Source organism: Tepidibacter mesophilus, assembly GCF_002724055.1.
In the GTDB taxonomy this organism is placed as follows: domain Bacteria; phylum Bacillota; class Clostridia; order Peptostreptococcales; family Peptostreptococcaceae; genus Tepidibacter_A; species Tepidibacter_A mesophilus.
The window spans coordinates 1-14,050 of the sequence record NZ_BDQY01000028.1; the positions used below are offsets into that span (position 1 = coordinate 1).

At 29.2% G+C, this 14,050-nt stretch carries 14 protein-coding genes; 3 read left to right on the forward strand and 11 right to left on the reverse strand.

Translation table 11 applies throughout. The annotated features are described in order from the left end of the window. Positions 1 to 258 precede the first annotated feature (258 nt). Genes Tmeso_RS13995 through Tmeso_RS14005 form a run of 3 tightly spaced genes read left to right on the forward strand, consistent with a single transcriptional unit; the run spans position 259 to position 3,131 of the window. Positions 259 to 1,281 (forward strand): ABC transporter substrate-binding protein, encoded by a 1,023-nt coding sequence (locus Tmeso_RS13995; RefSeq protein ID WP_099192285.1) that lies wholly within the window; start codon positions 259 to 261, stop codon positions 1,279 to 1,281. 12 nt (positions 1,282 to 1,293) lie between these two features. Next, the gene (locus Tmeso_RS14000) at positions 1,294 to 2,364 is read left to right on the forward strand and encodes a FecCD family ABC transporter permease (protein ID WP_099192287.1); all 1,071 of its coding nucleotides are present in this window, start codon (positions 1,294 to 1,296) and stop codon (positions 2,362 to 2,364) included. After that, positions 2,364 to 3,131 carry an ABC transporter ATP-binding protein gene (locus tag Tmeso_RS14005; RefSeq protein WP_099192289.1) on the forward strand — a complete coding sequence of 256 codons (768 nt, stop codon included), beginning with the start codon at positions 2,364 to 2,366 and terminating at the stop codon, positions 3,129 to 3,131. Before Tmeso_RS14000 ends, Tmeso_RS14005 begins: the two co-directional genes overlap by 1 nt. Positions 3,132 to 3,271: 140 nt before the next feature. On the opposite strand, the gene Tmeso_RS14010 is transcribed toward Tmeso_RS14005, so the two are convergent. The 11 genes from Tmeso_RS14010 to Tmeso_RS14060 all read right to left on the reverse strand — a co-directional run bounded on the left by Tmeso_RS14010 (position 3,272) and on the right by Tmeso_RS14060 (position 14,032). Then, positions 3,272 to 4,744 (reverse strand): DHA2 family efflux MFS transporter permease subunit, encoded by a 1,473-nt coding sequence (locus tag Tmeso_RS14010; RefSeq protein ID WP_242967938.1) that lies wholly within the window; start codon positions 4,742 to 4,744, stop codon positions 3,272 to 3,274. A 10-nt stretch (positions 4,745 to 4,754) separates the two neighbouring features. After that, positions 4,755 to 5,402, reverse strand: coding sequence for an HlyD family secretion protein (locus tag Tmeso_RS14015; protein ID WP_099192291.1), 648 nt, complete (start codon positions 5,400 to 5,402; stop codon positions 4,755 to 4,757). A 13-nt stretch (positions 5,403 to 5,415) separates the two neighbouring features. Beyond that, on the reverse strand, positions 5,416 to 6,387 hold the full coding sequence (locus Tmeso_RS14020) for an HlyD family secretion protein (RefSeq protein WP_099192293.1): 972 nt from the start codon (positions 6,385 to 6,387) through the stop codon (positions 5,416 to 5,418). 7 nt (positions 6,388 to 6,394) lie between these two features. Continuing rightward, positions 6,395 to 6,856 (reverse strand): MarR family winged helix-turn-helix transcriptional regulator, encoded by a 462-nt coding sequence (locus Tmeso_RS14025; protein ID WP_099192295.1) that lies wholly within the window; start codon positions 6,854 to 6,856, stop codon positions 6,395 to 6,397. A 945-nt stretch (positions 6,857 to 7,801) separates the two neighbouring features. Then, positions 7,802 to 8,086 (reverse strand): hypothetical protein, encoded by a 285-nt coding sequence (locus tag Tmeso_RS14030; protein WP_099192297.1) that lies wholly within the window; start codon positions 8,084 to 8,086, stop codon positions 7,802 to 7,804. Positions 8,087 to 8,253: 167 nt separating this feature from the next. After that, the gene (locus tag Tmeso_RS14035) at positions 8,254 to 8,688 is read right to left on the reverse strand and encodes an N-acetyltransferase (RefSeq protein WP_099192299.1); all 435 of its coding nucleotides are present in this window, start codon (positions 8,686 to 8,688) and stop codon (positions 8,254 to 8,256) included. Positions 8,689 to 8,733: 45 nt separating this feature from the next. Continuing rightward, a complete protein-coding gene (locus Tmeso_RS14040) occupies positions 8,734 to 9,462 on the reverse strand; it encodes an MBL fold metallo-hydrolase (RefSeq protein ID WP_099192301.1) in 729 nt (242 codons plus the stop codon). 166 nt (positions 9,463 to 9,628) lie between these two features. Then, positions 9,629 to 9,901, reverse strand: a complete 273-nt coding sequence (locus Tmeso_RS14045) for a CD3324 family protein (protein ID WP_099192303.1) — start codon at positions 9,899 to 9,901, stop codon at positions 9,629 to 9,631. 211 nt (positions 9,902 to 10,112) lie between these two features. Then, a complete protein-coding gene (locus Tmeso_RS14050; protein WP_099192305.1) occupies positions 10,113 to 10,760 on the reverse strand; it encodes a Vat family streptogramin A O-acetyltransferase in 648 nt (215 codons plus the stop codon). A 521-nt stretch (positions 10,761 to 11,281) separates the two neighbouring features. Beyond that, a complete protein-coding gene (gene hcp / locus Tmeso_RS14055; protein WP_099192307.1) occupies positions 11,282 to 12,934 on the reverse strand; it encodes a hydroxylamine reductase in 1,653 nt (550 codons plus the stop codon). Positions 12,935 to 13,135: 201 nt separating this feature from the next. After that, positions 13,136 to 14,032: a glycine betaine ABC transporter substrate-binding protein gene (locus tag Tmeso_RS14060; RefSeq protein ID WP_099192309.1), complete on the reverse strand. Its 897-nt coding sequence runs from the start codon at positions 14,030 to 14,032 to the stop codon at positions 13,136 to 13,138. Positions 14,033 to 14,050: the final 18 nt, after the last annotated feature.

Genomic DNA, 14,050 nt, shown 5'->3' on the forward strand with positions numbered 1-14,050 from the left:
CTGAAACATTTATACATACCTCCTTGTATTTTTTTGTGTAGGAACTTAATTATAACAAGGTTTTGTATAAATGTTTTTTTATTTTATTCAAATGGAAATTTATTGAAGTATTTTTGCACTATTATAGTAATTATTATAATATGTTATATTCTAACAGAAATGAATTTCTAATAACTATAAAAGCCATGAAGGTTTGAAAGGATAATGTATACCTTTTTTTCTTCATGGCTTATTTTATTTCAAAAGGGGGATTTAAAAATGGATAAAAAATTTTTAGCATTAGGGTTATCAGTATTTATATGTTTAAGTGGACTTATAGGGTGTGCCAGTGTCGATACTAATAAAGAAGACGTAACACAACAAGTAGAACAGTCTGTAGGTGAATCTTTAAAACTTGATTTTATTCAAACAAATAGGCACGATGATAGTATTAATAAATTTTCAATGATATATGATACAAAGCCAAAAAATTCTTTAGCTGTTACAAATGCAATGATAGAGATGATGCTATCACTTGGTCTTGAAGATAGAATGGCAGGAACATCTTATGCTGAAAATAATGTTCTAAACTCATTAAAACCAGCCTATGAAAAAGTACCTGTAATGAGCAAAACTTACCCTTCTAAGGAACAAATTGTTGCAAACGGAGTAGATTTTATCATTTGTTGGGGAGGAGACTTTAATGAAAAAGGAGTTGGCAGCATAGACTGGTTAAATGAAAATAATATAAAAGCATATATACCTAGATCAGTAGAATCAAATGCTACAATTGATAGTATTTATGAAGATTTTAATAACCTTGGAAAAATATTTAATGTTGAAGATAAATCGCAAGAGATAAACGATAAAATAAAATCTAAATTAAATGAAGTAACTTCAAAAATATCTAATGTAGATAAAAAAGTAAAAGTAATGGGATATGATTCAGCAACTAAAGGTGCCGTAGTAATTGGTAGTGGAATTAATAATGAAATAATAAAATTAGCACAAGGTAAAAATGTATTTGATGATATAGATAAAGCATACCCAGAAGTAACTTGGGAAGAAGTAGTTAACAGAAATCCAGATGTTATGATTGTTTTAGAATATTCATTAGAAACTGGCGGACAAACATTTGAACAAAAAGTAAAAGAATTAAAAGAAAACCCTGCTCTTCAAAATGTAAATGCAATTAAGAATAACCGATTTATAAAATTGGAACTTGTAGAGCTTTACCCAGGAGAAAGAGTACCTCTAACAGTTGAAAAATTAGCAAAAGAATTCTATCCTGAAAAATTTTAAAGGGTGATTTGAATGGAAAGTGTGTTAGAAAACAAAAAATATAAAAATATACTATTTAAATTTATATTTTTATTAATAACTTTGACATTAATAGCAGTTGCATGTATAACTTTTGGTTCAGTACATATTGATGTAGATATAACATATAAATCTTTAATAAATTGCTTACTTAATAAAGAAGTATTTACACCTACTTGGGATGTTAATATAGAAAATATAATATATAAGATTAGACTTCCAAGAATACTTCTATCTATAATATCAGGGGGGGCACTTGCCCTCGTTGGAGTCTTAATGCAAACATTAACTAGAAACTCTTTAGCCGACCCATATATACTTGGAATTTCTGCGGGTGCATCTTCAGGTGCAACTATAGCTATAGTTCTAGGTGCTTTTAGTTTTTTAGGGTCTACGCAATTAGCAACAGCTTTTGGTGCATTTTTAGGAGCACTACTTTCTTCATATTTAGTGTTTAATATATCAGGAGTTACTAGGATATACTCTAAAACCAGATTAATACTTACAGGAGTTGCTATATGTTCAATTTTTGAATCTATTACTACTTTTGTAATAACTTATGCAAAAAATGATAGTCTTGTTAAAAATGCTGTGTTTTGGAGTATTGGAAGCTTATCTGGTTCAAATTACAATCAGGTTAAATTGTCATTAGTTGCACTAATATTAATTATTAGTATATCAATGTTTTTAAATAGAGATTTAGATGCAATGCTTCTAGGAGAATCTGTTGCAAAAAATATAGGGATAAATACTAAGCTTATAATACGATTTATAATGCTAGCTTCCACTTTGTTAACAGGAACAATAGTAGCTTTTACAGGAGTAATCGGATTCGTTGGATTAATAGTTCCTCATATTGCAAGATCATTAGTAGGATCTTCTCATAAAAAGCTAATACCTTTTTCTGTTTTAATTGGAGGAATACTTTTAATTATAACTGATACTATGGCTAGAACTCTTTTGTCTCCAGAAGAAATACCAATAGGGGTAATCACTGCTTTTCTAGGTGGTCCATTCTTCCTTTTACTTATAAGTAAGAATTCTTATCAGTTTGGAGGTAAGTAATGAAATTAAAAATAGAAAATTTGAAATATGATATAGGTTCAAAAAAACTTTTAAAAGGAATAAATTTAGAAGTTAAAAATGAAAGCTTTGTAGGATTAATAGGTCCTAATGGCTGTGGAAAAACAACACTTCTTAAAAATATATATAGATATTTTTCTCCAAAAGAAGGAGTAGTATATATAGATAACAAAAATATATATGGTTTAAAAAACAAGGAACTTTCTAAAATTTTAGCAGTAGTAATGCAGGAAAACAGTATGGAATTTGATTTTACTGTAAAAGAAATAGTAACAATGGGTAGATTCTCATCTGTTAGAAGATTTTCAAATGTAGATAATAATGATGAGTACCTTATTGAAAATTCTCTTAAACATGTAGGTATGGATAGATATGCTCATAGAAGTTTTCTTAGTTTATCTGGAGGAGAAAAGCAAAGAGTTATGATAGCCATGGCACTATGCCAGAACACAGATTTTATAATACTGGACGAACCAACTAATCATTTAGACATTAAATATCAGATAGAAATAATGTATATGCTAAAAAAGCTTGGAAAAACTGTATTCACAACCATACATGATATGAATATAGCTTCTTCATATTGCGATTATATATATGTTATGAGTCAAGGAAAAATAGTTCGCCATGGAACAATAAGTGAAGTGTTTACACAAGATATGTTTAGAGAAGTATTTAATGTAAATGCTTATATACATACAAATCCACATAATAACAAACTGAATATAAGTTATCTACAATCGAGTTAAATTAAATTTTAGTATATTTATTAAAAAGTACACGAATAATAGGAATTATTCCAATTATTCGTGTACTTTTTAAAATTTTATAAACTTTAAATTATATCTGACTACGGCTTTTGCCATAGACGTCAATCTTGAAAAAGTATTTAAGATATCTTCTCTTGTTTTTTATCTCTCATTAAAAATATCATTAATAAAGATATTACTACAGCAATAATCGAAGCCTCTATTGCATACCTCATAGCTTCCAAATATGCATCTCTTTGAACTACTCCTAATATTGTACTCAAATTATCTTTAACCATGTTATTAAAGGGTGTTATCTGTTCTGATCTATAAGCATATCCAAAATTCAATTGGTTTTGAATCAATGTAGTCATAATAGTTATACTAAGCGCTCCCGAAATCTGTCTTATTGTGTTGGATAAAGCTGAGGCCCTAGTTATCAAAGCTGTAGGTACAGCATTCATTCCAGCTGTACTTATTGGCATCATTGCTAATCCTAATCCAAATCCCCTAAGAGTTAACATCCATGTTATAGAATTGGCACTGGAATCCATGTTTATCTTACCTAATAAAAGGTATGAAGCAATTCCTAATAATATCATGCCAGGAACAACTACAGGCTTTGCCCCTATTTTATCAAATAGTGCCCCACTTACTGGCATCATGAAACCTACTGCAATGGCTGAGGGAAATAATATCATACCTGTTTGCATCGGGGTATACCCTCTCATATTTTGAAGAAATAATGGCAATACATAAGTTCCCCCCATAAGAGCAAAGGTAAGTACGCAAGTAATTCCTTGACTTAGTGAAAACTCAGGTATTTTTAAAACTCTAAGCTCTAAAAGAGGGTTTTCATGAGTCAGCTCATTAACTATGAAAAATATTAAAGATAGAATTCCTATAGTCATAAGTATTGCATTTTTAGGGTCTGACCAGTCTATAGTAGATCCTTCTCCTAAAACATATAGAATTGATACCATTCCTACAGTCGAGGATACGAATCCCAGATAGTCAAAATTCTTTATCTTTTTCATAGGAGAATCTTTTAAAATAATCCAAGCTAACACTACGCCTATTATTCCTATTGGTATATTTATGTTGAAAATCAATCTCCAATCTAGATGCTCAATTATATACCCACCCAAAGTTGGACCTATAGTAGGTGCTGCCATAGACGCTATTCCCCAAAATCCCAAGGCTAATCCCCTTTCCTCTTGAGGGAATGTTTGATATATTATAGACATGCCTATGGGCATAATCATCCCTCCACCAATGGCTTGGATTACCCTAAATATTATCATTGACGTATTACTCCAAGCAAAGCCACAAAGAAGCGACCCTACTGTAAACATACTTAAAGCGAATATATATATCCTTTTATTTCCAAATATATCAGCTAAAAATCCTGTCAGTGGTATAATTGAACCTAAGGCCAAAGTATATGATGTTAATATCCATTTGACCTCATCTAGCGAAACTCCAAATACAGCCATCATCTTCGGTATGGCTATATTTACAATACTACTATCCAGAATAGACATAAAAGTCCCTATAATTACTACAAAGAGGGCTAACCATTGTTCTATTTTTCTATCTTTTGTACTATTCACAGTACCCCTCCTACTTCTTTAAATGTATTTTCACCACTGAATTAGTTCCTGGAAGTATTTTATATCCTTGATCTTCAATACTGATTTTTATAGGTACTCTTTGTACTGTCTTAGTAAATGTTCCACCTGAGGAAGCTGGAAGAAGTGAAAAGCTTGAATTTGCTGCTAAACCTACAAAAGTAACTTTTCCTTTAAACTTTATGCCTTTAAACTCATCTATAGTTATGTCTACCGTCTGACCCGCTCTTATACTTCCTATTTTCTTTTCTTCTATATTAGCACTTATATATAGTTTCTCTGGATCTACTATATATCCTAAAGCCTGCCCTGGAGAATAAGTTTCTCCTATATTAGCCTGTTTTTTCACTATTACTCCTTTTTGCGGAGCTCTAACTATAGCTTTTTCTGGATTTTGATCTTCAATCTCTTGTCTTCCTAGTATTTGTTCCTTTATTACTACATCTCCTTCTTCCATACTTATATCTAAAAGTTTTCCTGTTCCCTTAGGACTTACTTTTATCAAGTCTCCAGTTACTCTTGCATCTTCTGTAGATACATAATTTATACTTTCATACCAATAGAAACTGGATATCCCTATAATGGAGGCCACTATTATGCACAATAATCCTATAAGTATGTGTTTTCTCTTTTCTTTCATAATTTTTTCTCTCCTATTTCTTTAGTCCTATTTCAGCAAACATCCCTACTTTTATATTCTTATCCTTTTCAACTACAGCTACTTCTACATCCAAACCTTTACCACTATTATCTAAACTCTGACTTAACAGTGTAACAACTCCTTCATACTCTTTATTTGAATAATCTGGAACTTTCACTAAGACCTTATCCCCTTTTTTAATTTTACCCAACAATGATTCTGGAAGTTTGGCTTCTACCTTTACAGCCCCTTCCCCTTGAATCGTGAACAGTTTCATTCCTGGGCTTGCCAATTCTCCAAGTTGGATTTGCTTGCTAGTAATTATTCCTTCATAGGGTGCTTTGATTATTCCGTTATCTAATTGAGCCTTTACACTTTCTAGCGCTGCTTGAGCTTGCTTCAATTGAGATTCTCCAACTTTTAAGTTTTCCTTAGTTTCTCCTGAGTTTAGCAAATCTAATTGGGCTTGAGCTGAAGTTTCTTGAGATATTGCCCCTTGTAATTGAAGTTCTGCAATTTCTAATTGCTGTTTTGACATTGCCCCCGATTCATATAATTCTTTATCTCTATTATAATTTGCTTTTGCTATTTCTTTAGATTTCTGTGCATTGTCTAAAGCTGCTTTAGCTTGAGTTTTCTGTTCAGATCTTGCTCCCACTTTAATCTTATCGTAGTTCGCTTGTGCCAAAGCTACTCCTGCCTCTGCTTGGCTTAGTTGAGCTTCGAGCTCTTTCGTTTCTAATTTCAAGATAGGTGTACCCATCTTTACAGTATCTCCTTCCTTAACAAAAACTTCTGCTACCTTTCCTGAGATTTTTGTAGATATGTCTGAATCTACAATAGAGTTTATCCTTCCTGCCATTATATAGGCAGGCTTATCTGCATCATTTTTATATTCTGCCTTTGAATATTCATTTGTAGAACAACCTGTTAATAGCAATAATCCACTTATTACTAAAATGAAAACATTTTTCTTTCTTCTCATTTTTTTCTTACCTCAATTCTTTGCTTTTTTCTTCTAAAACTTGTCTTAGTGATTCTAAGTTTTCACTTAAATCTGTCCACCACTTTTCTGGCAAAAGTATTTCTGAGTTTTTCATTACATCCAATAATTTTTCATGAGTCATTTTAGCTTTTTCCATAGCTAATTTACCTAGTTTTATGAATACTATCCTTCTATCTTTTTCATCTCTAACTCTTTCTACATAACCTCTTTCCACTAGTCTATCCACAACTCCAGTAAGGGTACTAGCTGAAATACCAATTTCTTTGGCCAAGTCTGTAGCCTTATACTCATGTTTTTTTAGCATAAATAAAATCATAATTTCAGTTTTAGAAAGACTATCTTTTTCCATAACTCTTACAGCACTGCTTATTATATTTTTATGTATTGTGAAAATTTGACTTATCACTTTAGCCCTTATATCTAAATCTTTTTCATCTATATTTTGCATATCATTCTCCTTTTTTATTTCGAAATCGAATTATTCGTTTGCGTATTATATTTTACCTGTTAAAAATATAATTGTCAATTTTTTCTTTTGCCATTATTTTATAAAATAATTACTTACTATACTCCACAAACATAAGATAATAAATAATTCTTTTAATTTTTTATGTTAGGTATATAATCAAACCACAATACATATTAATATATTTTTACATGATTTATATTAATATAAAAACTACAATTTGTAAGTAACAGATATGAAAAGTTGTTAATATAGGGAGATGAGGAAATGCTTTTAATAATTAGTGCTATTGCTACGTTAATTATTACAGCAATAGCAGGATATTTAGGTAAAATTAAGGTTAAGAATTCAATGGAGTTAGTGAAATAAAGTCGTTTTTCTCGTATCAGCCATGGTTTAATTTATTCAGCGATGGGGTATTTGCAGATTTAGGATCAGTAATTTCAACAATTGTAGGAGTTCTATCGACTCAAACATATTTTCAATCAATTATGGTAGGTAAATATAGTAATAAATAATAATGATTCAATGATACTTGACTGGGGATTTATTTCTATGGTATTTAGAGCAGGGCCAATCGCTGCTACAATATGGATTTTATTAGGCTTTGAAAAACTTAGTTCAATTTATATCGCATTATCTTCAAGTTTAATAGTACTTTTTTTATCTTTAAAAAAATCCAAAAAAAATCTCTCAAATTCTTAATTCGAGAGATTTTCGTCTTGAAAACTATACATACTACTTAATACTTCATTAGTTAAATATTCAAGAAAATGTTGCAAAATTTTACTATAATTTTTTATCGTGTTATATATATGAATCAACTTTTATTTATTAAACATTCTTTCAATAAAGACTTTATCTAATCCTCAAATTACATATCATTTTTACTGATAATCAAATGATTAAATAGATAGATTTATCCAACTATGCTATGGAAGTCAAATCTAGTTCAATACTATTATCTTCTTTAAAAATTAAAAATGCTATTAATTCTTCAGTATATTCACTTTTATTGCTTTTCATAATTTTATTATCCTGAGTTATATACATACATTCTTGTAAAAACTTAAATTGTTCATTTTCATCAGAATAAATAATCAAGTTTTCAAAATTAAATAATTTTATTATTTCTTTAATTTTTAAATTATATTTTTTAATGTACTGACTAGTTTTTTCATTTTTTTCTATGTTGTCTAAGTTAACGTCCACTATACATCCCCCTTTTGAATAATCAAATATTATAAATCTATTATATAAATATTATTGACATTATTTAGATTGTGATATACTTAAATATTTATTAAATAAAAAATTTATAATCCTTTATAATCACAAAACTAATATAAATGTTATATAAAGAAGGATGCAATTGAAGATTATTCTTTTTTTATCCATTTCATTACATATTCTATAAATCCAGAATCCTCATTTTGTTGCTCTTTTTTGATTATAAATCCACAATGTTTATAAAAATTAACCGAAGATCTATTCTCAGTATAAACCGCTAATTCTAAACTTGGATATAAAGATTTGCAATAATTTAATAGTTTTTTCCCTATACCTTGCCCTTGATAATTATCTAAAACGAATAATCCGCCAATAAATGAATTGTCTATAATACTTATAAATCCTTTAATTACACTATCTTCTTTGTAAACAAAAGTTGTAGAAATAGGAAGATATTCTTCTTTAACAAGGTTATAATTTTTAATCCAATACTCTTCTGGTATAAAACTATGAGCAGTTATGTTAGTTTTTAACCATATATTCATAATTTCTTCTATTTCTAATTTTTCTAATTTTTTAATCATATTTTTTGTCCTTTCTTATTTTTATAATTTTCTTAAAAATAAACACTAATCTAAAGTAATGTTTTGTAAAGATTCTTTGATATTTTTAGTGTATATGCCTCCGTGATAACATACAATTCTATCTATTTCATAATCTAATAACTTTTTTATAGAATTTTTAGCATTAACCATATCTAATGTATACTGTGGGTTTGCTATTATCAATTTATCATTTTCTATTACTAATGCATCCCCTGAAATCAATGTTTTACTCTCTTTTATATAGATTGAAATATGTCCTGGCATATGTCCTGGTGTATCAATTACTTCTACTCCTCCACACCAAGAAAAGCAATCTTTGTCTTTTAAGCATATATCAACCTGAACACTTTCTATTGATTCAATAAATTCATGAAACTTTTTTGCACTTTCCTTTTTATCATCAGGAAGTTTATCATAGATAGATTCCGCTTGCTGTAGTCTTAATGATTTTTCCTTACCACTAATATATTTCTCATCGTTAACCGATGCAAGAATTTTAATATAGGGATACTCTCTTTTAAGTTCTGCCAAAGCACCCATATGATCAAAATCATGGTGCGTTATAATTATTTTTGTTAATTTACTTATATCAATTTTATTTGATTTTGCAGCAGTTTTTATTAATGGTAAAAATCCAGGATATCCACAATCAATTAAAACAACTTCGTTTTGATCACTTAATATAACAGGAAAAATAACATTTGTATCTCCATTGAAATCAAATTTTATTTCTAAAGCTGTTAGCCTATTCATTTCTTCACTCCTTGATAGTTTATTTTTATATTATAGTTTCACTATAAACATATTAGCCCTATATTCTGTTTTTTCTCAAGTTTACAAATAATTCTGCATCAAATGTGTTCATATATAAAAAATCGGTATTTACTTATCTGAATTGATAATAAATACCGATTTATATCTATATACTTTTTTGTTGTCTAATTATTCTTCTTATACTTTGTTCAGTAAGATAATAATTCTGTGCAAGTTGCTTAATAGATATTCCTTCACTATATCTATTATAAATTTCTGTATTTCTTATTTTAAAAATATCTTTTGCACCACTATTTTCTCCCCAAACTTTTTTATTCTCACATTTTATTGGTATATACAAATATCCACCCTCTATATATTCTTGAATCAATTGAATAATATATTTAGGCAATATATTTTGTGCGTTTTCATACTTCATGTCTTCTACTCCTATCTACTTTATTATTCGTAAATAAAAAAGCAAAGACCACACAAAATAACTTTGGGTAAATTAATTTAATAAATTAGGCCCTGAACAAACCCTTGTTCTACTTATTCTGTCTAGCCTTTGCACAGAGCCAAAATACGCAGTATGTTTTATCATATAATCCATTTTTTCACCTCACTATTCTTATATACAAGTTTATATACTAAATCAAATCTATCAATTTATCAATATCTTCACTACATAAAATAGAGATATTTTCTGTGATTTTTTCAATTTCCCAGTTCCACCATTTAATTTTAAGTAAAACTTCTATAATTTCATCAGTAAATCTTTTTCTAATAATTTTAGCTGGATTTCCACCAACTATAGTATAAGGCGGAACATCTCTTGTTACAACAGCTTTAGTTGCAATAATTGCTCCATCTCCAACTTTAATTCCTGGCATTATGGTAGAATTCATTCCAATCCAAACATCATTTCCAATCATTGTATCACCCTTGAATGGCAATTCTTCAATTTTAGGCATTCCAGACTCCCACCCATTACCAAATATCCCAAATGGATAAGTTGTAAATGCCTTTATTTTATGATTAGCACCATTCATAATAAATTTTACATCTGATGCTATAGCACAGAATTTTCCTATAACCAATTTGTCACCTAAAAATTCATAATGATATAAAACATTCTTTTCAAATTCTTTTGGATCACTAAAATCATCATAGTAAGTGTAATCTCCAACAATTATATTAGGATTTTTAACGATATTTTTTATAAAGCAAAGACTTTTAACCCCTTCCATTGGGTATATACTATTTGCATTTGGACCATATGTTTTTATATTTTTCATAAACAAAACCTTCCTTAACTTATATTTTAATGAATACAAATACTCAAAAGTTAAGAAAGGTTAATAATGCATATATAAATATGTGCCTAATAAAATAAAACTCAACTTAAGTAAAATTTCTACTTAACTTAAATTCCTAATTTAAGCAATCCAGAAGTTATAGAATTATTATCTACAATTTCTAAACTTATATTATTTTTCGCATTTAATCCTATTCTTAACTTTAAAGTAGTTTTAGACAACTTTAATAAATATCTTCAATAAAAGATACTATTAACTAATTTCTGATTCTACTATTTAAAGTAATCCATAATTGAATAAGATTAATTGCTCATTTTAAATAATCACCTCTAAATTATATATTTGACTTAATTGTATATAATATATACAATTAAGTCAAATAATATTATATTGTCAACAAAGTATATTTATTTTATATAAATATTAACCCCCTAAAAAACAAGGGGGTTATAAAATTTATTAGCATTGTTCACTAATATTTATATATACTATTTATATTTTTAACAATGTTGTTGGAGTGAATTCTTTAAATCATCATGTGGAGTACTTATAGGTTTTATATCAAAGGTATCCACTAAGTATTGTAATACATTAGGAGATATAAAAGCTGGTAGACTTGGGCCTAAATACATCCCATTTATTCCAAGTGATAGTAATGCCAGCAAATCTGCTACAGCCTTTTGCTCATACCAAGAAAGAACGATAGTGAGTGGTAAATCATTTACATTTGTATCAAATGCATCTGCAAGAGCTGATGCAATTCTAACTGCTGAATATGCATCATTACATTGTCCTACATCTAATAATCTAGGTAATCCTGCTACTGTTCCAAAATCTAATTTATTAAATCTATACTTACCACAAGCTAATGTAAGAATCACACAATCCTTAGGCACCTGTTGGGCAAATTCAGTATAGTAATTTCTTCCTGGTTTCGCTCCATCACATCCACCTATTAAGAAGAAGTGCTTTATCTGTCCTTCCTTAACTGCGTTTACTATCGTCTCCGCATGAGATAAAGTTTCATGATGCCCAAATCCTACTAAAATTTTCTTCTCTTCTTCATCTTCTTTAAATCCACCTAATTGTAATGCTTTATTTATAATTTCACCAAAATCCTTTGTAGCATCTTCATTAAGTTTAACATTCTTAATTCCATCCCAACCTACAACGTTAGTAGTAAATATTCTGTCTTTATATGACTCTCTTGGTCTCATCAAACAGTTAGTAGTCATTAAAATACATCCTGGTATATTATCAAACTCCTTCTGCTGATTTTGCCAAGCGGAACCATAGTTACCTACTAAATGTTTATATTTGTTTAATGATGGATATCCATGACACGGTAACATTTCTCCATGTGTATAAATATTAATTCCTTTTCCTTCTGTTTGTTGAAGTAACAATTCTAAGTCTCTTAAATCATGACCTGATACAATTATAAATGGCCCTTTTTTAATATTTACATTGACTTTATGTGGAGATGGATTTTGATATGTTTCAGTATTTGCTTCATCTAAAATTCTCATTACCTCTACACTAATCTCGCCAGTTCTCATTGTCATACGAATGAGATCTTCCAAAGTCAAATTATCATTTGTAGTAGCCTCTAATCCTAAAAAATAAAAATGATCTACTTGATCACTCTGATAATTTATAAATCTTGCCTGATGTCCATAAGCACTTATCCCTTTCAAACCGTACAATATAGTAGATCTTAAAGAACGAATGTCAGCATCAAGATCCTGATCATACATAATACCAGCTTTTACCGAATCCTTTAACATTTCTTCTTTAGTATCACTAAGATTATATGTAGCTGCATCAGCATATTCTCCAATAGGTGCTTTACTTCTTAAACCTTCTTTTATTCTTTGTGATTCTTTTAATAACTCTACATGCACCTGTGCATCAAAATTTACATTAGTCAATGTTGTAAATAATCCATTCTCTACAAATTTCACAATCTCTTTATCAATAATCTGACCTTCTTCAATCAAAGGCTTTGCATAACATGATATACCTTTTAATTGATATATTAATAAATCCTGTAAATTAGCTATTTCTGGTGTTTTACCACATACTCCACTTTTTGTACAACCTTTTCCACCCATTGTTTGTTCACACTGATAACAAAACATTGAATTCTCCATTTTTTTCTTCACCTCTTTAAAATATTTTTGATATTTTCCTAATATAATTTTTGTGCATAATGTACTGATTATTGAACTACACTAATATATTATTAACTAATATAGTCATAATCATACTATAGAGGTAAAAAATAATTCCCGTAGATTGGTGGTCTACGGGAATTATAACCCTTATATTCAATTAAAATATCATTTAAATTTCTATTTTCCCATCATTTCATTAACTTTATCCTGATTTTGACTAATCCATTCTTCTGCTACATCTTCAGCTGATTTTCCTCCATCAATTTCAACAATCATTTTTTCAACATCTTCGATATCAATATTCCATTTACTTAAAAATGTATATGCTTCAGGTGCTTTATCTTTTAATTCTTTATTTGTCATTACATGTACCTCTGATGTTTTAAAGTATCCCTTTGGGTCTTTTAAAACTTTTAAGTCATAATTAACGAACATCGGGTGTGGACGCCAACCAAGAAAAACTACAGGCTTTTCATCCTTTATTAATTTTGAAGATTGTGCTAACATTCCAGCTTCACTAGATGCAACATATTGTAAGTCTAATCCATATGCATCAATCATTTCTTTTGATGTCATAGTCATACCCGCACCTTCTTCGATACCATATACCTTACTCCCAAATTCGTCTTCTCTACCTTTAATATCCTCTATTGAATTTATACCTTCAACATAAGTAGGCACAACCCATCCTAATTCACCATCTGGATAACTTACTGAAGTATCATCAATATTTTTGCCGAATTTTTCTATATAGTTTTTATGCATATCAGGTAACCATGCATCCATAAACACATCTATATCTCCTTTTGATAACCCTGCATAAACACCACCTGCATCTGCATTTATTGCTTCAACATTGTAACCCATATCTTCTAAAATTTTTATAGCTATTTCTGTAGGTGGTGCAGTACTAGTCCATGGCGTTACACCAAATGTAATAGTAACATCTTTATTTGCATTAACTCCACCAGTTTGATCTCCATTTTCTGTTTTTTCATTTGTCTTTGGTTGGCACCCAGAAAGAACACCTATAATTAGAACTAATAAAATGCATGATTTAATCAGTTTAGACATTTTTTAACACTCCTTATC